Raw genomic sequence first — 20,432 nt, 5'->3', positions numbered from 1 at the left:
GTAACAGGATACAAGAAACGCTAATTTAGGCTGATTCTGTATCTGGTATTCATAAGGCTTTAAAGCTACTTTAAAGTAAAGCAGAACCCTTCAGATGAAGAGTTCTGCTTTTATGTTGCATGATATATACTACTTCTTAATCTCCGCTGAACTCTGCAGCTTCACGGAAATGGTCATCTCCTCACCATCCCTGATGATACCGAGTTTAATAGTATCGCCGATGCGGTGGCTCTGGATAGCTGAAATTAGGCCTTCAGCCGTTGAGATTTTCTCGTTGTCAATGGATACGATTTGATCGCCCGTCTTGAGCCCTGCCGCTTTGGCATTTGAGCCATTTACTTCAGCGATGAGAACGGCTGCACTGCTCTTGCCGGTCGACTTATCTTTTACGGAGCCATCGTAGATAGAAATTCCTGCCATCGGCTTGCCGGTGATAGTACCATGTTCGATTATATCGTCTATGGATGAAGCAACTGAGTCGATTGGAATTGCGAATCCCAGTCCTTCGATACCTGTTCCTGAACCCTTGGCTACTACTATTCCGACGAGTTCACCTCTGCCGTTAAACAGTGCTCCGCCCGAGTTCCCTTCATTTATAGAAGCATCTGTTTGAATGAGCGTACGAGTTCTATTTTCGAGCTCAATCTTACGGTCCTTGGCACTTATTATGCCTGATGTCACAGTTCCACCGAGCTTGCCAAGAGGGTTTCCGATTACAACAGCTAGGTCTCCGACAGATAGCTTGCTACTCCTACCGATAGTAACAGCGTTGAGCTTAGTAGCATCTATCTTGAGCACCGCGATATCGGTTTGCTCGTCGTAGCCTACCACGCTAGCAGAATAACTCTTTCCGTTGTGAAGTCTTACAGCGATAGTCGTCGCACCATCGATTACATGATAATTCGTAACTATGTAACCGTTTGATTTTACGATGACACCGCTTCCAGCACCTTCGCTAGTGCCCCCAGTAGTAGTCATAATCTCGACTACAGCATCAGCATTTTTACTAGTAATTTCATCTATGGTAAGCTTGTTGCCCGTTGTACTCTGAAGCGATGAAGTAGATAGATTTCTGTATGAAGGCGTTCTGTTAGAGAAGAACACCGCTAGTACTGAACTAATCAGTGAGGTAAGAGTCATCGCGATTATAAGCGTAATGATAAAGAACTTCTTAGTCACGTAGTTTGGACTCTTCTGATTTAGAACGTTGTAGGGAGCCTGCATACCATCACTACTAGCCGCAGCATGCTTTGCATAATCTACGTGGCTCCCTCTAGTGCATCTGTTCCTTGGGGCGAGGACATTGCTATTTTCGTCAATCAGCACGAAGTTAGGATCCTTGCCATCTCTTGGAAGGAAGTCGCCGGCATCCTCAGGGGCATAGCTACCCCACTCCTTCTTGACTGGAGGATCTTCAGGAAGGTGGACATTCTCCACATCGTAGATAGAGTTTTCATCCTGCCAGTATTCATCAGCGTCTTCGTGAACGGTTTCATGAATAGAATCTTGGCTCTCACCTTCAAGTCTTTCATCGGTTGGGCTGATCCCGCTATTTTCAGTTGGAGTAGTATGATCAAAATCACTCATAGATAGTCTCCTCAAATATTATTTTTTATCTTGTAATCATTATATAGTGAAAATAATTATTTAATAGCAAAATATATGTTTTTTATGTGAGAAATTACTCGAACCGTACCAATATAAGTTGATGAACTACACGTCGAAGTAGTATAATCTACTAATATGATTTATGCATAATTTGCATTTGAATTTAGCTTATAAGGGGGGTACGAAATGCATTGCGTTTATAAGGTAACAAATGGGATTTGGTGGATTGGCGGTAACGAGCGTAAACTCTCCGTCTTCGAAGGAGCTATTCCAATGAACGATGGTATGGCGTACAATTCATATTTTATAGATGACGAAAAGACAGTTGTGCTGGACACCGTTGATAAGTCGGTTGCAGGAGTTTTCTATGAGAACGTTGACTACATGCTTGACGGCAGATCGCTTGACTATGTAATTGTAAACCACGTTGAGCCGGACCACAGCGCTTCGCTAGAAGAGCTCATCATGAGACATCCGGAGGCAAAGGTAATCGGTAGCAAGAAGATTAAAGCTATGGTTAAGCAGTACGTGACGTGGGATGTTGATAAGTATTTTGAGGAGATTAAGGAAGGCGATGAGCTATGTACAGGTTCACATACCTTCACATTCTACATGGCGCCGATGGTTCACTGGCCAGAGGTAATGGTAACTTTCGAGAAGTCGACAGGCTCACTGTTCTCGGCTGACGCGTTCGGAATCTTTGGCGCGCACGATGGAAACATCTTTGCTGACGCTTACGACTTTGAGCTAGAGTGGCTACCATCAGCTCGTAAGTATTACACAACAATCGTTGGTAAATACGGATCTTTTACCGAGAAGCTTCTCGGAAAGGTTGGCGGTCTCGATATTCAGAGGATTTGTCCGCTTCACGGATTCATCATCCGTAAGGATTTTGAGAAATATATCAATGCGTACATAACTTGGGCACGCTACGAGTCCGAGGAGAACGGAGTTCTCATTCTATATGCTTCACCGTATGGCAATACTAAAAACGCAGCAGAAATTCTTGCTTGTGAGCTTGCAGAGGATGGAGTTACTCGCATGAAGTTGATGGACGTATCGCACTGGGACCCAATGGATGTGCTCCCACAGGCTTTTAGATACAACCACATCGTAATTGCTTGTACAACTTACAACAATGGAATCTTCGTTAAGATGGAAGAAGCCCTTGGAGAGATGAAGTCCATGGGCGTGTGCAACAAGAAAGTCAGCATTATCGAGAACGGTTCATGGAACCCAGTGAGCGGAAAGCTTATTAAGGAGTTCTTTGAAGGACTGCAGAATATCGAATTTGTAGGAGATATTGTAACAATTAAGTCCTCTGTAAAAGAGGATTCAGCTCAGGCTGTTGCAGATCTAGCGAAGGTAATCGCTGCATCTGTTCAGGCTCAGGCATAAGAGGGAATTAATGGCAGATAAGAAAAGTGTAAACCTGGTAATATCGAACAACCAGTATACTGAGCAGCTCGTACCAAGTGGTCAAACCTACAAGAGAACGCTAATACTGGAGGACAACATCGAAGTGAGTACAGAGGGCTTCCTATACAACAAAGGAAAGTCCACATATATCACATACGATGAGGTCGAGGATGGTGGACTTGAGAACACCAAGACTATATTGAAGCTTGAAGGTGATGATAAGCTTCAGATTAGAAGGTACGGCAAGGATGACGGAGCTGGTATGATGGACATGCAGCTTGAAGAGGGCGTACTCAACATTACGAGATACGTTATTCCCGCTGGAAACCTCGAGATGGAGATATATACCAATAAGGTTGAGAGCTCGCTTGATGAGGATGGTTTCGGCAAGATATCTGCTGACTACAAGATCAAGATGGAGCCGTATGTCAATCTGAGAAACAAGCTCGAGATAGAAGTTAAACCTTGCTAGCGCTGCAAACGAGATGGCGAGGATTTGCGATTACAGATCAAAACGATTTAGAAAGGATCAGAAAATGGGAAGTGTCGGTTTTAGTGCGGAGAAGTACATCGAAGAGCAGTCGAAGTACATCCTCCAAAGAATTCAAGATGGGGACGGTAGACTATATCTTGAATTTGGAGGAAAGCTTGTTCAGGACAAGCACGCGATGAGGGTTTTGCCCGGCTTTGATGAGAATGCCAAAATAAAATTGCTTAACCGCATGAAGGACCAGACAGAAATAATCATCTGCATATATGCAGGAGATATTATTTCCAGCAAGACGAGACAGGATTTCGGTATCACTTATGACCTCGAAGTTCTGAGACTCATCGATGCTTTCCGCAGCTATGATCTGGAGATTAATTCAGTTGTCGTGACTAGATACGATAATAATCCAGCGGTTAATATGTTCATCAACAAGCTGGAGCGTAGAGGCATTCGCACTTACAAGCACAATTACACAAAGGGGTATCCGACTGATGTTGACACTATCGTCAGCGATGAGGGATATGGTGCAAATCCATACATTGAGGTTACGAAGCCACTCATCGTGGTTACTGGACCTGGTGGTGGATCTGGTAAGCTGGCGACATCGCTGTCTCAAGTTTATCACGAGTACAGACGTGGAACGAAGGCTAGATATGCGAAGTTTGAGACCTTCCCAATATGGAGCATTCCGCTTAAGCACCCTGTAAATATCGCTTATGAAGCTGCAACTGCCGACCTCAAGGACGTGAACATGATCGATCCTTTCCATCTAGAGGCGTACGGTGTTACAGCGATTAACTACAATCGAGACATCGAGGCATTTCCAGTGCTCAAGAGAATACTCGATAAGATTACGGGAGATGCCAGCGTATATCAGTCACCAACCGATATGGGTGTTAACCGTGCCGGATTCGGCATCATTGATGATAATATATGTCGCGAAGCAGCTAAGCAGGAGATAATCAGAAGGTATCTTCTTGCAGAGGTTGCTTACAAGAAGGGTAAGATTGATGAATCCGTGCTGGAGCGCACAAAGCTGCTCATGGAAGAGGTTGGTGCTACTCGCTATGATAGAAAGGTCGTTGAACCTGCAGAGGAATACGCGGAGATGAAGCGTGCGGAGAATGAGCGCTATGAGAATGTAATTGTGGCCGCTATTGAGCTACCTGATGGCAGAATCGTTACAGGCAGAAGTTCGCACAGGATGGCAGCTTCAGCAGCTATGATTCTAAACGCAATAAAGACTTTAGCTGGTCTAGCTGATGACATTCCAGTTATCTCAGCGCAGGTACTAGAGAATCTGCAGAAGATGAATGTAGAATTCTTTGGAGATAAATCCGCTCTCAACTGCGAAGAGATTATCATGGCTCTGACTATGTCGACCATGACTAATCCAACAGCAGATTACGCGCTCAAGAAGCTGTATAAACTACGTGGCTGCAGAGCTCATAGCACTGCGATTCTGAGCGATAGAGATGAGCAGACACTGAAGTCTCTGGGAATAGACATGACTTCTAACCCGGAGTTTTCGACTAGCGATCTGTATTCGAAGTGATTGATTTGTAGGGGGATATATTGGGCAGCAGTTCTGTTTAGGGCTGCTGCCCAATATATCCCTGTATTTTAGTTAATAGCGATTTTAACTCGCTATTGGTCTCGAACCACTAGCGAGCAGGTAAACGTCTGTTATAATAGAGATATAAACCGGCTACAATAGTGAAGCTAGCAATTTAAGATGCAGTAAGGTTGATGAAGATAGGGATAGAGAACGTATGAAGAATTTGCGTATTATTGAGCTCTCTCATCAGTAAATTAAAATTCAGATAGACAGGAAGGAATAGATATGGCTGCAAAACGCAGTTTAGATAAGAGCTACGTTGTTCGCAACATTAGACAGAAACAGAGATTCAAATATAAGCTCATACTAGAAGGCATAGCGGTTGGTTCGATTGTCGGACTGGTTATTGCCCTGTTCAGAATTATGATTGTGAAAGCTGATCAGGCTCGCCATATGGCAGTTCATCTAGTTAAAGTGAGACCGATATATGCCTTTGTAGTTCTGATGACACTGATTTTAATTGCCTGGATTTTGGATAAGCTGCTTAGCTATGAACCAGATATTTCGGGATCCGGCATCCCGCAAATCGAGGGTGAGCTGAAGGGTCTTGAGGATCAGAATTGGTGCAAAGTGCTGGCTGCTAAATTTGCGGGATGCGTTCTGGCTATTGGCGGCGGCTTGGCTCTCGGTAGAGAGGGCCCGAGCATTCAGCTTGGAGGTATGGTTGGCAAGGGCTTCGCGCGCCGGAAGAATGCGCTGCTGACTGAAGAGAGACTTTTGATGAGCTGTGGCGCCGGCGCGGGACTAGCCGCCGCATTCGGGGCTCCGTTGGCGGGAGTACTATTTGCACTTGAGGAACTCCACAAGAACTTTTCAGCAGAAGTTCTTGTATCCACGATGGCTGCGAGCGCAGTTGCAGATTATATTGCTGTGAATATCATCGGTCTCAAGCCTGTATTCGATTTTGACGTAGAACACAGAATACCGCTCCGCCTCTACTGGGCTGTAATTCTACTCGGCGTAATACTCGGAATCCTCGGCGTCATCTACAATAAGATGCTCGATAAGATGCAAGATTTCTTTGATAGATTTGATAGCAAATTCTTCAGTATAGGAATTATGTTTATTATTTCGTTTCTGATGATGTTCATCTATCCGATAGTTCTCGGCAGTGGAAATGAACTCGTAGAGATCATCAGTTCAGGTAAGTTTGCACTTGGGGCACTTTTTATATTATTCATCGCAAAGCTTTGCTTCTCGACAGGGAGTTTCGGTACGGGGACACCTGGAGGTATTTTTTTACCATTACTCGTTATCGGAGCGATCATGGGAGGTCTGTATTCTACATTCCTAAGCGAGGTATTTGGTGTAGAGGAATATTATATCAAGGGTTTCGTAATAATTGCTATGGCGGGATTCTTTTCTGCCATCGTGAGAGCTCCAATTACAGGGGTAATTCTCATTACAGAAATGACAGGCAACTTTATGACGTTATTGTCGCTCGTGGCAACTTCATTAGTAGCATATGTCGTTGCAGATCTACTTGGAGGAGAACCGGTCTATGATCAGCTTATGCATAGGAGACAGCGAAAGAAAGCAGAGAGTGGAAACAGTGTACCAGATCATGAGTATTTAAAAGATGTTTACAATAAGGTAGATAAAAAATATGTTAAGAAGAGAATTTCTATTCGTGAACGTAAGGTTGTAATTGATTCGAGTGTACATTTCGGCTCGCAGATGGATGGGCACAAGGTCATGGAACTCGGTCTCCCTGAAGGAAGCCTAATAGTTTCGGTTATGAGGGATGGTAAGGAAATTATTCCTCATGGAGCAACTATCCTAAACGGAGGTGATGATTTGGAGATACTTTGTCGCCTTAAAGATATTGCAGCTACCGAGGCGGTCCTTGATGAAAAGTGCAAGGCGATATCTGTCGAGTAAGCCATATTTCGAAATGAATCATTATAATGACAGTATTTTTAATAAATGAAAAATTTATAGGCTTTAAAGATGAGAAGAGAGACTGGTTGTATTCTCTGATAAGTAAAGATTACCTTAGTTTAGAAGAAACGATACATTAAAAATCTTTGAAACTTGGTTAAAATCAGTAAATCATAAAGGGGTTATGAAAGATATACAATTACCAAGTTTTTCTGTCTTTTTTAAAATATGCAATTATTAGATTGTTTACAGTGTATAGATAAACAGAAGAATGCCTATAGTGCACTGGTCTAGAACACTATTTATGTATATTTACTTGTTTAAAAATTATCATATAATTGTGCCAAGAAAGAATTTGTGGGATGCGAGATGTTGAGGGTTATATTATAAATAAATTGATGAGCCCAGTGTTTACAAAATCGGAAAGCAAGTAGTTTTAAAGGCGCGATAATATCATCGCCCCTTTGAAATATGTTTAGTGAGGTATTTAAATGAAAAAAATTATCTTAAAGAATTTTAAATACAATTTTAAAAAATATATTTTGTTTTTTTTATGCAATGTATTTGCAACCATTGAGATAACAGCATTTCTTGGATTTAAAAGTATAGTAAAAAAAGCTATCAAAGACTCAAGTATAATGTTCTCAATGTATGTTGATTTTAAACTTGCAGAAAAAATTATAATAATTATTACTGCAATGATGATGGCATATGCGATGTCATTGTATTTAGAATTACGTGCAAATGATTACACAAATTTCATAATTCTTGGAATGAGAAGGAAACGTGCATATAGGATGATTATATTTGAATATCTTATCGGCTGGCTAGGCTCATTTTCCGTAGGTATACTCTTGGGCGCTGCTGCTGTTAGGGGTGGGCAACATTTAGTTAAATCATTGTATCCGGGCTTAATTGATATTACAAAAGTCAGTTGGAATGTGTATTTTTCAGTGTTAAAATTAAGTGTTGTTATCATGCTTGCAACATTCTTCTTACTAATGCTTTGGCTTGAGGATCGTGACCTGAGTAATATGGCAAAGAAGAGTTATTCTAGTGACAAAAAAAGAAGTGCTAAATTAGGTGTTTTTATGATTGCAGTAGCAGCAGTAATATCATATTTTGGATATTCTATGTTTCAAAGTCATGAAACGCAACACGCAGGAGCATTTGTGTTATGGTTTTTTTCAGGAACTATTCTGTTAATATTTTCTGTCCCAGTATTATTTCAATTGTTAAGAAAAAACGACAAATTTTATTTTAAAAATATATTAAAGTTAAATTCTGTATATACACGTTATATGAAGAGTTCGTTACTTGTTCTAATAGTTTTTGGAGTTCATTTTTTTGCATTATCATATGTTGCTTCTGCGTTAGCATCGACTATGCCGATTCAAAAATTCAAGTCTTCGGATTATCCTTATGACGCGATTTGGCATTCTAACAAAATTAATATTGAAAAAGGTAAGCATATATCTGAAAAATATAATGGTTATTTCCAACATTGTAAGGCGATTAGAATGACTTCTTATAATGACAGTAGACAGACGGCAATTTCGGCAGATACTTTTAAGAAATTAACAGGACATAAAATTAATCTTAATAATAAGGGAATCGTAGTTGTTATAGAAGAAAGAGGTACAAAAAAAGCAGCAAAATTCAATGACAAGGAAATTTCTTTCTGCCTAAAAACTTTATACGCAGGTAAGTATAATGCTGAAAAAGCCGATTATATACTTTCAATGAAATATGACAAGCGTTATGAATATAAGATTAGACGTATTTACAAAAATACTATAATTGGACAATATTCAGATTCTCATTGGGGTGGCAATCTCATTGTTATGTCAAATTCAGAATTTAGAAAATTATATGATCAAATGGTTCAATCTGGGAGTGAACCGACGGAGTTAATGTTATATAAATTTCCTAAAAAAAATAAATTTCAGGCCTGTGGTGAGTTAAAAAGAGAAGTGAAACAAAGAGGCGTGACAGGTGTTAATGTAGATGGTGGAGCTGAAGAATTATATTTGACGCATGCATATATTAATCAGCTTAAGATGCATCAGGCAGTAAATCTTATGACAAAGAGCATTATACTTATTGCTTTGTTGCTTAGTGCTGTACTGGTTTTAATAATAAAGCTGGAAAATGAACGTGCGTATTTAAATAGAGAATATAGGTTTCTAAATGATATGGGTATGAGGAAAAGAAAAATTCGTCGTACTTTGATAACGGAAATTGAAAACCTCCCGCGTATTGCTTTAAGTATTAGTACAATTTTAGCGTTAATTCATGCAGCTGCTTTGAAAAAGCTATGTGAAAATGGAGGAGATAGCTGGGGAATCACTGTGGAGGGCAAATTCTGGAACTATATAATAATTATAGCGTCTATCTATATAGTTGTTGTCATAATACTGCAAAGAATATATTCATACTATGCGGTTAAGAGCATGGAAAGGATGGTACGATAAGAATGAAAGTAATGGAAGTCAGAGATTTAGTAAGAGCATATAATAAGAACTGGAAGGTTTCCCAGGATACTGACTTGCGTATTCTCAAATCAATATCATTTGATGTTGAGGAAGGTGATTTTTTAGGCATTATGGGACGCTCCGGATGTGGCAAAACAACACTTTTGAAAACACTCGGATTGATTGATAGACCATCAGATGGATCGATTATTTTAACTGGACAGAGTATCTCCAAAATGACAGAAGACGAATTGGCAGATGCAAGACGAGATAAAATAGGATTTATATTTCAAGACTTTTATCTCATGGATAGCCTTACGGTGAGAGAGAATATTATGATACCTCTTATTCTAAAAGATGAAGAACCATGTAAAATGAAATCGCTTGTGGATGCATATACAAAAAAGTTTCAGATAGAATCTCTTTTAAGTAGGCATACCAGTGAATTGTCGGGTGGAGAAAGGCAAAGAGTTGCTATATGTAGAGCGCTTATTAATAATCCAGATATCATTCTTGCAGATGAACCGACAGGGAATCTAGATTCCAAGTCGGGTAATATCGTAATAAATACGTTGAGTGAGATTAATAAAGTCATGAATAAAACAATCATTATGGTTACCCATGATCCTCTAATGGCAAGTTTCTGTAGTCACGTAGTATTACTTAAGGATGGAATAATATTAAAGAATCTAGTGAATTCAGGTAATAGAGCTGAATTCTATCAAACAGTTCTATCAAATATGGCAGAATTATGAATTGTAAAAAACACTTTATTGCTCAAAAAGCCTTATTTATTTTTATTATAATGGATATTATTGTATCTGCTATAATTTCTGGAATTTCCCCATACTTTCTCGGTAAAATAGTAGATGCCATAACACTATCAAGTCGACCTTTGTTTATAAGAATGATACCAGTCTACATGGTTTTGTTGTGCTTGAATGTTGTATTAACCTATGTAGAGAGCATTTTAGGGCAGTATATTGTAAATAAAATTGAAAACTCATGTAAACAAGATGTCATAAACAAAATTTCGGCAATTCCTGCTAAACAGCATTATAAATTTGACGCGGGGGAATTATTTACTAGAGTTGATTTTGATGTGTCTACAATTGTAAATTATTACGTTGATATAATTAATAGCTCGTTGATGTTGGCAATTAATTTAATTGTTGCATTATATTTTATGATTAATATTTCAATTAAACTGTCATTAATAGCTCTAATTTTTACACCGTTGTTGTATATAATAAACTATTTAGCTCGTGATAAAAATTTTTTCTTAAAAATGGTGAAATAAATGGTTGCGGACAGCACAAGGAATTACTAAATCAGCTCGGAGAATATCGAAGATTTTTTAATGATAGTAATTGTGCAGATTCTACATTCTCATCAAATTAAACGAGGTTGATAAAAAGAAATTAAAGTCTTCGAAATGATATATTTGCAGTGCACCTGTTACTTGAGATTCTATTAAGTGGAGTACAATAGTCGAAGTTTATAGAAGCCAGTAAAGACTGGCAAAAGTAAGGATCATGAATACAGTAAAAATTAGAAATATTGAAATCGGTTCTGGCCTACCCAAAATTTGTGTACCAATCGTTGGTACAACTAAAGAAGATATACTGACAGAGGCATATAAACTAGGAAGTCTGCCAGTAGACATAGCTGAATGGCGAGTAGATTGGTTTGAATATGCTTATGATTTCAGTAAGGTAGAAGACATACTGAAGCATCTAAGAGCCGTTCTCGGAGAGACTCCGTTACTAATGACATTTCGCACATCGAATGAGGGTGGTAAAAAGTCTATTGAACCTGGTGATTATGCAAAGCTTATCGTAAGTGCCTCGGAGACTGGATACGTTGATCTAGTTGATGTGGAAGCTTTTACAGAAACTGATATCGTAAAAGAAATTATCACAGGCACACACAAAGCTGGAGTCAAGGTTATAGGGTCGAATCACGATTTTAAAAAGACTCCAGACAAAGACGTGATTATAGCAAGGCTCCGAAAAATGCAGGATTTAGGCGCAGATATTCTCAAGATAGCAGTGATGCCAACAAACAAGAAAGATGTCTTAACGCTCCTAGCTGCTACTGAGGAGATGTATAGTGATTATGCTGACCGCCCCATCGTCACGATTTCGATGTCTGAAACAGGAGTGCTCTCTAGGATTTGTGGTGAGGCATTCGGGTCAGCGATTGCCTTTGGAGCAGCCAAGAGTGCATCGGCGCCTGGTCAGATGGAAGTGAATGATCTCAATACAGTACTAAAACTGCTGCACTATTATCTATAATAAACTGACGAAAAAGCCGTTATAATTAAAGAAATTCAATTAACACAACACAATTAAAGAGAGTGTGAAACACAAAAGCAATGCCTTAAAGAGCAAGACATTGCTATATATTGCAGTTTATTCTGAACTGTGCAGTTTCCAAGCTGTAATCTACCCTGAACTTGATATTTAGTTCGGGGTATTTTTCTTCAAAATATTTCTTATTCTCGCAGCTATTACCAACAGCATTTGAAAACCACTTAGGAGAAGAGAAAATATCTACTTTTACCCGAGGTATTCTCTGCTGATTTAAGCCTTCGGTTTCTGAATTGCTATCTTGAAAAGGGTTAGCCTTGAGCCCGTCTGACTTCTCAGTACGTGTTCTGAGCTCATCTACAATCCTATCAAGCTGCGGCTCGATTTTATCTCTCGCTATTCGTCCCTCAACGAGCTGTCTAAAAGCAGGGTGATACGTTCCTCCGTTTATCGATCCGCCTTCACCGATAATATCAGTGCTCTTGAGCCCAACTCTCATAATCGTTATACCTGCATCATCGAGTATCTTATACATTGCCACCGTCCTCGTAACGGCTTCTTCTCTACTTAGTGGCTGATATTCACCGCGCTCATACATTTTTAGTAGCTCTGTGTCATCAATAACGATGGTCGGGTATAATCTGGTTAGTGAAGGCTTTAGCTTAACAGTCTCTTTTGCTGAATAGATACACGTTTCAAGAGAATCTCCTGGAAGCCCGATCATCAGCTGGATTCCGAATTCAAATCCATACTCTTTAATCAGTGAGACAGCCTCGTATACAGCCGTGCTTGTATGTCCGCGATTCGACCTACGAAGTACCTCATCGTCGAAAGACTGAACTCCAAGCTCAATCGTATCAACCAAGTGTACCTTTAGATTATCCAAAATCTCGCTGTCTATATAGTCAGGGCGCGTCGAAAGGTGAATCTTGTCGATGAGTCCTCTATCCTTGCATCCCTTGGCAATAGCGAGGTATGAACTCTGTTCAGCAAGCTCGAGCCCTGTAAAGCTTCCACCGTAAAAAGCAATTTCGACCGTCGGAACTTCTCCGAGCGTCGTTAGCCATGTGTCAATCGTATTTTTAACTTCATCTACAGTCGGGGCAGCCGTGCGAGCCGTGATTTTCCGCTGATTGCAGAAGACGCAGTCATTGGGACAGCCTCGGTGCGGTATGAATATTGGAATAATAGCGTGTTTCTTCATATATATCCTTAGTCAGAGTCAGAATCTGTAATAGTAATAATTGTTCCGATATCTTCGAGCTCGTATGAGTCGAACCACTTGCAGCCGAGGCCTCTATCCTCTATGAAAGTAGTAATTTCTCTAAAGTTTGGATGCGCCGAGAGGTTGCCGTTAAATACTATTTCATCGTCTACACGTCCACTCGCGCCTCCGATAAATCCAGTATCGGCACCTCGTAGCTTCACGAATCCTGGTTCGACTAACAGGACATTCATGCCAATTGCTTCACAAGGCTTTGCGATTCCTTTGTCGTAAGTGATGATAGAGTCTTCGTCTACTATGACAGTACTGCACTTTGTATATCCCTGGCGAACATTTATAAGCTGCAGTTCATCTCCGCAGTTCGTCTTTGCGGCAGATAGGAGTCCGGTATCAGTTATAGCCAGTTTGTGGATAAAAAACTTTCCAGTACAGGTCGCATTGTATCTGCAGTCGCTTGGATAAATCGGACCTAGCTCGTTAGCAACACCCTCATAGATAGGTGATTCAGGCATTATACCTAACTTACACAGCAGTACATCTGGATGATTTGAAACAAGCTCCGATAACGTGCGGAGTTTGGGAAATGTGTGGATAACATAGCCAGAATTTGTAAGATAAGTGCGGAGGTCAGGGTGCGCCAATGATGATAGATATGCTAGCTTCATTGGTTCAGCTCTCCGCGTAAATCGACTTCGATTAGTCTGTTAATTTCACTGTGGTCCAGACCTAGGCTGAAGAGGTAGTAGAGTTTAGCTACTGTCGCTTCAGTAGTCATATTTGAACCAGATACCGCACCTGCTTTTGCAAGCTCTGAACTCGTCTCATACGCACCGAGTCTGACCGTTCCCTGCGTACACTGTGTGCAGACTACCACTATGGTTCCATTTGCAATTGCGTGAGCGATAAGAGGTGGTAGAGCCTCGTCGTAATTAGGGATGTTGCCTGTTCCAAAAGTTTCAAGCACGAGTGCATCGAGTCCGCGCATCATGATTGGGGCAAATAGTTCAAACTGGATTCCCGGGAAAAGCTTGATAACTACAACCTTCGCAGGCTTGATCGACTGTACGAGAAGTTCACCGTGAGGTTTTGGCATCAAACGCGGTTCGTTATATGTGATGTCGATTCCAGCATCGGCAAGTGGTGGGTAATTCGGCGAAGAAAAGGCGATAAGCCCATCTGCTGAAGCTTTCATAGCACGGTTTCCGCGTAAGAGTTTGTGTCCAAAGTAGAGTACTACCTCGTTCACCTTGCCGGAAGCCGCAATCAATATGGATGTAATGAGATTATCCTTTCCGTCGCTTCGGAGCTCGCAAAGTGGAATTTGTGACCCGGTGAAAATCACAGGTTTATTCAGATTCTCAAGCATGAAAGAAAGTGCCGAAGTGCTGTAAGCCATGGTATCTGTGCCGTGTAGCACGACAAATCCGTCGTAATTATCGTAGCGGGATGCGATCGAATCAGCAATCATGTCCCACTGCACGTAAGTTATGTTGGAAGAATCGAGAAGTGGAGTGAACTCTACTAGCTCATATTGGGGCATTCCTTCGGCATGGAGGTCATCAATACGGTCGAGCTCCTGCTGCAAGTGACCGGCTATTGGTGCGTAGCCGCTATCCGTTCTGGACATGCCAATCGTGCCACCTGTGTATATGAGGCAGATTTTTTTATCTTCTATTTTCTGTGCTTGCTCTGTTACGGTCATAGGATACCTCGTAATTCGTACGTAATTATAAATATTTAATATGCACACGATCATGATATTAGTGCCATACGCGTATAATTGATTATATCATGCAGCGATTTGAATATGAAAATGCAACATTGATAAGTAATTGATTTTATTATATACTTTATGGGCAACTTCAATATGCTGCTGTGGCTCAATGGTAGAGCACTTCACTCGTAATGAAGTGGTTGCGAGTTCGATTCTCGCCAGCAGCTCCAAAAGTAAAAGCCTTGAAAACGCCTTTGTATTGGCGAATTCGAGGCTTTTTCATTTAAATAATTTTTTAAATTTGAATCTCCTAGTGAGCCCTCGCAGCATAGATATTAAGTAAAATCGATCCAATAGGGAAGCTGACTAGTCCATATACAGGAAATTAATAGCAAAATCTAATTCGCAAAATGTGTATGCATCGTCTTCCACTGTCTAAGCTTGATATTCACCCAGAACCCATAGATTCCCAACGTTACAATCGTAAGCAGAAGCCACTTTATCCAATTTCCGAATAGCTGCACAGCGGTGCCATCAAATTCTAGGCGCCTACCTTCTATTACCGTGTGCTTTATTTCCCAGTTGTAAATCATGCAGTACGCCCAAGGCAGACAAATGCCGAGGGTTGCAGTTGTAATAAGTATGCCAAGAAGGCTATATCCAATAAGCTGAAATAACCCGCCATCAAAATATGATTCTTAGTGATTCATAGTTCTGCTCCTCCTCTAATTATAATAGTAATTTTGCATGAGTTGTAGATTATCATTTATGAGAGTCCATGTAAATAGGGTAGATAACATTTTTTATTCCTGCTAATCAATAGAAAATGATGAAAATATAGGATAACTAAATAGGGAACTAGTTAACCTGATTAACCGATAAAATACTTGAAAATACAAAATCCTTAATATAAAATCATTCTGTTAAATGGCACACGTTTTTTAAGTGAGAGGTTGAAATGGAAAGAAGGAACTATAACTCTATACTGGCATTTATATGTAGCAGTCTCGTGTTGCTATTTTTTTTGGTCGTATTTTACCCAATTAATGTAAATGCAGACGACGAAAACCCAACGTGGGACGCGGAGAGCGATAAAGTATACTATCTATCACTTCCGTCAACAGATGGTTCGCATAGTGATTGCACGCTTGTTCAAAGCAACGGTAAGTTTGGTATGATCGATGCGTCAAACCCTAGCGAATATGGACCATATGCTGCTCAGGGTGGTAATGGCAAGACCGTAGCGGAGTTTATGAGAAAACTAGGCGTTAAGCATATTGATTTCGCCGTTGCTACGCATGCGCACTCAGATCACATAGGTGGATTTATAGATTTGGTTGACGAGAAGAATTCCGATGGAAATCCATTCTTCGACTCAGATACTGTTTATATCCATAAGAAATATTTAAATTGGGCTCCTAAGTATGAAGATCCGACATGGAAGACCGCCGAATACTTTAAGGAAGTTTCAAGAAAACTAACCGAGGCAAAGGTTACTATGGTCGATATCACTTCCGACGATACGAGTGCACTTTCTAAGTTGGATGCAACGATTACTAGGAAGGGAGATTATAGCGACAATATTAGCTTCAAGTTTGGAAACCTAGATATCGCGCTGTATAACCTAAGTAGCATTGTCAACAAAGAAGGTTATACGGAGAACGACAACTCCATAATCACGCAGATTACAAAAGGACTACATAATGCGGTAATACTCGGAGACGCATCTGCGATGATCGATTATAAATATGGAGAGGTTATTTATAAGAAGTCTGGAACGATAGACACTCTAAGGCTTGGTCATCACGGCATCTCAAGTGCAAATGGTAAGCAGTTACTTGAAATCCTAGAACCTAAGAACTTTGTACTCTCGTCAAATGGACCGCTTCATCAGCTGTCATATAAGCTATATGCAGACAAGCACAATACCCCAACTTACAAAGCGATTGAAAATGTTGGGGCTATCGTAGAGGACTTTGATAAGTCATCCACAGATATGCAGACTTTTGCAGATGAATCTTGCAGAGCTTTAGTAAAGGCAAAGGCATACCATCCTATTATCAGAGGATGGCAGATCTGGGGAGATGCTACCGCACCAGACGGATGGACTTACGCTTATATTAAAAATGATGGGAAATACGCTACCGGATGGCAATATATCGATGGAGCTTGGTATTGCTTCGACTCGGAAGGCTATAATTTAATGCTGCAGGACACTGTATATTACGACAAAGCGGCAAAAAAGAAATATGTATTAACGAGATCTGGAATCATGGGCACTGGCTGGGTTAAAGCCAAGGATAAGTGGTATTTCGCTGATTCATCAGGTGCGCTCAAGACAGGATGGGTGATATACGGAAAAGACTGGTGCTACATGGATAATGATGGCGCTATGCAGACTGGCTGGATAGAAGACGGAGGTCACAGATATTTCCTTGATTCGAGTGGATTAATGAAAACCGGCTGGGTACAGGATAGCGGCAAGTGGTACCTCCTAAACTCCAGCGGTGCAATGCAGAAGGGCTGGCAGTACACTGGCGGTACTTGGTACTACCTAGGTAACGATGGAGTTATGCAGACTGGCTGGTTCCAGGAAGGTGGCAATAGCTATTACCTAAGCTCTAGCGGTGCGATGCAGACTGGCTGGCTCCAGGATAATGGCAAGTGGTATCTTCTAAACTCCAGTGGTGCTATGCTGAAAGGCTGGCAGTACACTGGCGGTGCTTGGTATTATTTAGGTAACGACGGAGTTATGAAGACTGGCTGGCTCCAGGAAGGTGGCAATAGCTATTATCTAAGCTCTAGCGGCGCGATGAAGACTGGCTGGCTCCATGATAACGGCAAGTGGTTCTATCTGAATTCAAGCGGTGCGATGCACAAAGGATGGGTAAAGCATTATGGCGTATGGTATTACCTAGGACAAGACGGCGTAATGTATACAGGCACACATGTGATTGATAACACAACATATAGTTTCGATACAACAGGGGCACTAGCATAGCAAGGCTAGTGCCTCTTGCTCTAACAACAATCCGTACCTATAATTAATTTAGGAGGTTTTAGGAATATGGATCAGATTCAACTAGCACAGCAGATATGCCAGGAGGCACACTACGAGCAGCTGGACAAGGCGGGGAAGCCTTACTATCTGCATCCCTTTGCAGTTGCAGATATGTGTGAAACGGAAGAGGAAAAGGTTGTCGCTTACCTGCACGATGTGCTCGAGGATGGTGAGTATGACGAGGTGTATTTGCGCATGTGCGGATTTAGCGATAAGGTAGTTGAGGCTGTGAAAGCACTTACCAAAGACCTTGACGAAGACTACATGCAATACATAGACAAGATCTCGCTAAATAAGCTCGCAACTTCCGTCAAGCTTGCCGACCTAAGTCATAATATGGATATCAGACGCATAGAGCACCCTGATGCGGAGGACTATGCAAGAGTCGAGAAGTATAGGGCGGCGATGAAGAGGCTTTTGCAGGGAAATGCCAACTAAAAAGGACGATTCTTGACCGAAAATATGAAATGAAAGAGCAATGAGAAAGTATTATTGAAAATTTCAATAACACTTTCTAAATATTAAAATTACTGATTTTAATACAAAATCCTTGTTTGATATACTCATAATGATAAATCGATATTAATTAAACAAGGAGGATATAATGAAAAAAGAAAAAAGTACTCTTATGATTATTACTGGTCTCGTGGTTGGCGTGGCTGCAGTAGTTCTCGTTAAGTATGGTAACCCTGCTAACATGGGCTTTTGTATTGCGTGTTTCATAAGAGATACCGCTGGTGCACTTAAGCTTCACACTGCTCCAGTTGTGCAGTATGCTCGCCCCGAGGTAATCGGACTTATTCTTGGCGCATTTATAATGTCTGTTTGTGGAAAAGAGTTCAAAATTCGTGGCGGATCATCCCCGATGACGAGATTTGTACTTGCGTTCTTTGTAATGGTAGGAGCCCTTATGTTCCTCGGTTGCCCACTCAGAATGATTCTCAGAATCGCTGGCGGAGACTGGAATGCAATCATCGGGCTAGTTGGATTTTTCTGCGGAATTCTTGGTGGAATCGCATTCCTCAAAAAAGGATTCACACTTAAAAAATCAGTTCCTCTAGGACCAACAGAAGGAGTTGCGATGCCAGCAATCACAGTTGTTTTACTCGTAATCCTATGCGCATTCCCAACGCTTCTAGCTTTTAGTAAGGAAGGGCCTGGAGCGATGTATGCGCCTATCGCAATTTCGCTAATAGCAGGACTGGTTGTCGGTGTACTCGCACAGCGCACTAGACTTTGCATGATTGGTGGAATTCGTGATGCTGTACTTTTCAAGGATTTCTATCTACTATCCGGATTTATAGCAATTTTTGTAGCAGCACTTGTTGGAAATCTAGCTCTCGGTTTCTTCCACGCAGGATTTGATCAACAGCCAATCGCATTCAATGATGCACTATGGAATTTCCTAGGTATGGTACTCGTTGGACTTGGCTCTTGCTTACTCGGTGGCTGCCCACTTCGTCAGGTGGTTCTTTCAGGTACTGGAAATGCAGATTCAGGAAATGCAGTTCTCGGTATGGTTGTGGGAGCGGCTTTCTGCCACAACTTCGCATTAGCATCTTCGCCAATGGGACCTACTCCAAATGGTAAGGTTGCAGTTGTATTCGGAATTATCGTGACTGTAGTTATAGGTCTGATGAATATAAGAAAAGGTAAGGAGGCATAAAATGAATAAGGTAGATGCAAGAGGGTATTCATGCCCTGAACCAGTGATTATGACTCAGAACGCTGTAAAGGATGGAACACCTGTTGAAGTTCTAGTAGACAGCATGACACCAGTTAAGAATATCTCTAGATATGCAGCGAACAACAAGCTATCTATGGAATACAGTGAAACGCCAGAAGGCGATTACCTTATTACACTCAAGTAATGTTTATCGCAACTTTCCATACACATTTTGGAGCACAGCAGTTCCACAAGCAGCAGAAAGGCGTAGATCAAACCGCAACACTTATGCCAGTGCCTAGAGCACTTAGTGCAGCCTGCGGGATATGCGTTTCATTCGAGGTGGATAATGTCTCAGAACTCGTGGCAAATCATCCCGAAGATATCGAGGGAATATATCTGAGTGAGGGATCGGGGTTTAAAGTGCTGTTCGAGGCTCCAGAAGAATAGCGTGGTATACGTGACATAAATAAACAATTTAATCAAGAAGTGAAATGACCAGTCATGCGGCTGGTCATTTGCTTATCAACTTATGAATGAACTGCTTGATGAATTCAAGAAATCATAATGCGTATAGACTGTGGCCTATAGTCCATAAACCTACATCTTTTCTGCGAAGAGCCCAGTTTTTGACTTCAGGTCGATAGGTCCATAATATGAAACATATACGTATTTGTTGCCTTTTCTAAGGAATAGCAACTGGTCGCGCTTTACAGTAGTATCATTTGCCTTCTTCTCATCTACGATGTATGCAGCATAGTCGAGACCCTCGTAATCGAAGCGGAACTTGTCAAGAGACTTGTTTGATACTTTGATGCCCGACTCCTCAAGTGCATTTTTGCTGTTGTATTTCATAAATTCCGCTGCAAGCTTAGAAGACTTTGCCTTGTATAAGTGAACATTGTAATAGAGATTAATTAAAGAGTCATCATCTTCGTTTTTTGCGGGGGCACTAACTTCTAGC

The 20,432-nt window shown here is 41.0% G+C and carries 19 protein-coding genes and 1 tRNA gene; 14 read left to right on the top strand and 6 right to left on the bottom strand.

The genetic code is table 11. The features are described from left to right. Positions 1-129: 129 nt before the first annotated feature. Positions 130-1,587 (bottom strand): S1C family serine protease, encoded by a 1,458-nt coding sequence (locus AXF17_RS01240; RefSeq protein ID WP_094233446.1) that lies wholly within the window; start codon positions 1,585-1,587, stop codon positions 130-132. 207 nt (positions 1,588-1,794) lie between these two features. On the opposite strand from AXF17_RS01240, the gene AXF17_RS01235 reads away from it, so the two are divergent. From AXF17_RS01235 to aroD, 8 genes are all read left to right on the top strand, one after another. Beyond that, a complete protein-coding gene (locus AXF17_RS01235) occupies positions 1,795-3,006 on the top strand; it encodes an FprA family A-type flavoprotein (protein WP_094233445.1) in 1,212 nt (403 codons plus the stop codon). Between the two features lie 10 nt (positions 3,007-3,016). Further along, positions 3,017-3,499, top strand: coding sequence for a DUF1934 domain-containing protein (locus tag AXF17_RS01230; RefSeq protein WP_094233444.1), 483 nt, complete (start codon positions 3,017-3,019; stop codon positions 3,497-3,499). Between the two features lie 64 nt (positions 3,500-3,563). Beyond that, complete coding sequence (locus AXF17_RS01225) at positions 3,564-5,072, top strand: DUF1846 domain-containing protein (protein WP_094233443.1); 1,509 nt, start codon at positions 3,564-3,566, stop codon at positions 5,070-5,072. Positions 5,073-5,360: 288 nt separating this feature from the next. Then, positions 5,361-7,016: a ClC family H(+)/Cl(-) exchange transporter gene (locus AXF17_RS01220; protein WP_094233442.1), complete on the top strand. Its 1,656-nt coding sequence runs from the start codon at positions 5,361-5,363 to the stop codon at positions 7,014-7,016. 491 nt (positions 7,017-7,507) lie between these two features. Further along, complete coding sequence (locus AXF17_RS01215; protein WP_094233441.1) at positions 7,508-9,490, top strand: ABC transporter permease; 1,983 nt, start codon at positions 7,508-7,510, stop codon at positions 9,488-9,490. A gap of 2 nt (positions 9,491-9,492) precedes the next feature. Next, positions 9,493-10,245 carry an ABC transporter ATP-binding protein gene (locus tag AXF17_RS01210; RefSeq protein ID WP_094233440.1) on the top strand — a complete coding sequence of 251 codons (753 nt, stop codon included), beginning with the start codon at positions 9,493-9,495 and terminating at the stop codon, positions 10,243-10,245. Then, positions 10,242-10,790, top strand: a complete 549-nt coding sequence (locus AXF17_RS01205; protein ID WP_094233439.1) for an ABC transporter transmembrane domain-containing protein — start codon at positions 10,242-10,244, stop codon at positions 10,788-10,790. Before AXF17_RS01210 ends, AXF17_RS01205 begins: the two co-directional genes overlap by 4 nt. A 235-nt stretch (positions 10,791-11,025) precedes the next feature. Continuing rightward, positions 11,026-11,787 (top strand): type I 3-dehydroquinate dehydratase, encoded by a 762-nt coding sequence (aroD, locus tag AXF17_RS01200; protein ID WP_094233438.1) that lies wholly within the window; start codon positions 11,026-11,028, stop codon positions 11,785-11,787. Positions 11,788-11,890: 103 nt separating this feature from the next. Here the strand turns inward: aroD and AXF17_RS01195 are convergent, their stop codons facing one another. From AXF17_RS01195 to ansA, 3 genes are read right to left on the bottom strand one after another with little or no spacing between them, the layout of a single operon-like run. Further along, on the bottom strand, positions 11,891-13,006 hold the full coding sequence (locus AXF17_RS01195) for an elongator complex protein 3 (RefSeq protein ID WP_094233437.1): 1,116 nt from the start codon (positions 13,004-13,006) through the stop codon (positions 11,891-11,893). Between the two features lie 8 nt (positions 13,007-13,014). Then, on the bottom strand, positions 13,015-13,692 hold the full coding sequence (locus tag AXF17_RS01190) for a DUF6873 family GME fold protein (protein ID WP_094233436.1): 678 nt from the start codon (positions 13,690-13,692) through the stop codon (positions 13,015-13,017). Continuing rightward, positions 13,689-14,729 carry an asparaginase gene (gene ansA / locus AXF17_RS01185; RefSeq protein WP_094233435.1) on the bottom strand — a complete coding sequence of 347 codons (1,041 nt, stop codon included), beginning with the start codon at positions 14,727-14,729 and terminating at the stop codon, positions 13,689-13,691. Before ansA ends, AXF17_RS01190 begins: the two co-directional genes overlap by 4 nt. Before the next feature lie 167 nt (positions 14,730-14,896). On the opposite strand from ansA, the gene AXF17_RS01180 reads away from it, so the two are divergent. After that, positions 14,897-14,971 (top strand) — tRNA-Thr (locus tag AXF17_RS01180). 168 nt (positions 14,972-15,139) lie between these two features. On the opposite strand, the gene AXF17_RS01175 is transcribed toward AXF17_RS01180, so the two are convergent. Beyond that, a complete protein-coding gene (locus AXF17_RS01175) occupies positions 15,140-15,334 on the bottom strand; it encodes a DUF898 family protein (protein ID WP_330398510.1) in 195 nt (64 codons plus the stop codon). A 365-nt stretch (positions 15,335-15,699) separates the two neighbouring features. On the opposite strand from AXF17_RS01175, the gene AXF17_RS01170 reads away from it, so the two are divergent. The 5 genes from AXF17_RS01170 to AXF17_RS01150 all read left to right on the top strand — a co-directional run bounded on the left by AXF17_RS01170 (position 15,700) and on the right by AXF17_RS01150 (position 19,918). Continuing rightward, positions 15,700-17,742: an MBL fold metallo-hydrolase gene (locus AXF17_RS01170; protein WP_094233433.1), complete on the top strand. Its 2,043-nt coding sequence runs from the start codon at positions 15,700-15,702 to the stop codon at positions 17,740-17,742. A gap of 66 nt (positions 17,743-17,808) precedes the next feature. After that, a complete protein-coding gene (locus tag AXF17_RS01165; RefSeq protein WP_094233432.1) occupies positions 17,809-18,240 on the top strand; it encodes a bifunctional (p)ppGpp synthetase/guanosine-3',5'-bis(diphosphate) 3'-pyrophosphohydrolase in 432 nt (143 codons plus the stop codon). Positions 18,241-18,406: 166 nt separating this feature from the next. Next, positions 18,407-19,468, top strand: a complete 1,062-nt coding sequence (yedE, locus tag AXF17_RS01160) for a YedE family putative selenium transporter (RefSeq protein ID WP_094233431.1) — start codon at positions 18,407-18,409, stop codon at positions 19,466-19,468. A 1-nt stretch (position 19,469) separates the two neighbouring features. Then, positions 19,470-19,673 carry a sulfurtransferase TusA family protein gene (locus tag AXF17_RS01155; protein ID WP_094233430.1) on the top strand — a complete coding sequence of 68 codons (204 nt, stop codon included), beginning with the start codon at positions 19,470-19,472 and terminating at the stop codon, positions 19,671-19,673. Next, positions 19,673-19,918 carry a DUF3343 domain-containing protein gene (locus AXF17_RS01150; RefSeq protein WP_094233429.1) on the top strand — a complete coding sequence of 82 codons (246 nt, stop codon included), beginning with the start codon at positions 19,673-19,675 and terminating at the stop codon, positions 19,916-19,918. The genes AXF17_RS01155 and AXF17_RS01150 overlap by 1 nt, the downstream gene beginning before the upstream one ends. Before the next feature lie 150 nt (positions 19,919-20,068). Here AXF17_RS01150 and AXF17_RS01145 read toward each other — a convergent pair. Beyond that, on the bottom strand, positions 20,069-20,432 hold a 364-nt coding region (locus AXF17_RS01145; protein ID WP_207651570.1), incomplete at its 5' end, for a hypothetical protein.

The sequence above is a fragment of the Mogibacterium pumilum genome, assembly GCF_002243385.1.
In the GTDB taxonomy this organism is placed as follows: Bacteria; Bacillota; Clostridia; order Peptostreptococcales; family Anaerovoracaceae; genus Mogibacterium; species Mogibacterium pumilum.
Note: the sequence above shows the minus strand (reverse complement) of the source record. Positions and strands in the feature narration are given on the sequence as shown.

What these genes read in the sequence shown, in the direction of transcription:
- AXF17_RS01230 (WP_094233444.1), top strand. Translation starts at nt 3,017, where the DNA reads ATGGCAGATAAGAAAAGTGTAAACCTGGTAATATCGAACAACCAGTAT.
- AXF17_RS01175 (WP_330398510.1), bottom strand. Translation starts at nt 15,334, where the DNA reads ATGATTTACAACTGGGAAATAAAGCACACGGTAATAGAAGGTAGGCGC.
- AXF17_RS01165 (WP_094233432.1), top strand. Translation starts at nt 17,809, where the DNA reads ATGGATCAGATTCAACTAGCACAGCAGATATGCCAGGAGGCACACTAC.
- AXF17_RS01150 (WP_094233429.1), top strand. Translation starts at nt 19,673, where the DNA reads ATGTTTATCGCAACTTTCCATACACATTTTGGAGCACAGCAGTTCCAC.
- AXF17_RS01205 (WP_094233439.1), top strand. Translation starts at nt 10,242, where the DNA reads ATGAATTGTAAAAAACACTTTATTGCTCAAAAAGCCTTATTTATTTTT.
- AXF17_RS01235 (WP_094233445.1), top strand. Translation starts at nt 1,795, where the DNA reads ATGCATTGCGTTTATAAGGTAACAAATGGGATTTGGTGGATTGGCGGT.
- AXF17_RS01215 (WP_094233441.1), top strand. Translation starts at nt 7,508, where the DNA reads ATGAAAAAAATTATCTTAAAGAATTTTAAATACAATTTTAAAAAATAT.
- AXF17_RS01155 (WP_094233430.1), top strand. Translation starts at nt 19,470, where the DNA reads ATGAATAAGGTAGATGCAAGAGGGTATTCATGCCCTGAACCAGTGATT.
- ansA (WP_094233435.1), bottom strand. Translation starts at nt 14,729, where the DNA reads ATGACCGTAACAGAGCAAGCACAGAAAATAGAAGATAAAAAAATCTGC.
- AXF17_RS01225 (WP_094233443.1), top strand. Translation starts at nt 3,564, where the DNA reads ATGGGAAGTGTCGGTTTTAGTGCGGAGAAGTACATCGAAGAGCAGTCG.
- aroD (WP_094233438.1), top strand. Translation starts at nt 11,026, where the DNA reads ATGAATACAGTAAAAATTAGAAATATTGAAATCGGTTCTGGCCTACCC.
- AXF17_RS01240 (WP_094233446.1), bottom strand. Translation starts at nt 1,587, where the DNA reads ATGAGTGATTTTGATCATACTACTCCAACTGAAAATAGCGGGATCAGC.
- AXF17_RS01195 (WP_094233437.1), bottom strand. Translation starts at nt 13,006, where the DNA reads ATGAAGAAACACGCTATTATTCCAATATTCATACCGCACCGAGGCTGT.
- AXF17_RS01210 (WP_094233440.1), top strand. Translation starts at nt 9,493, where the DNA reads ATGAAAGTAATGGAAGTCAGAGATTTAGTAAGAGCATATAATAAGAAC.
- AXF17_RS01170 (WP_094233433.1), top strand. Translation starts at nt 15,700, where the DNA reads ATGGAAAGAAGGAACTATAACTCTATACTGGCATTTATATGTAGCAGT.
- yedE (WP_094233431.1), top strand. Translation starts at nt 18,407, where the DNA reads ATGAAAAAAGAAAAAAGTACTCTTATGATTATTACTGGTCTCGTGGTT.
- AXF17_RS01220 (WP_094233442.1), top strand. Translation starts at nt 5,361, where the DNA reads ATGGCTGCAAAACGCAGTTTAGATAAGAGCTACGTTGTTCGCAACATT.
- AXF17_RS01190 (WP_094233436.1), bottom strand. Translation starts at nt 13,692, where the DNA reads ATGAAGCTAGCATATCTATCATCATTGGCGCACCCTGACCTCCGCACT.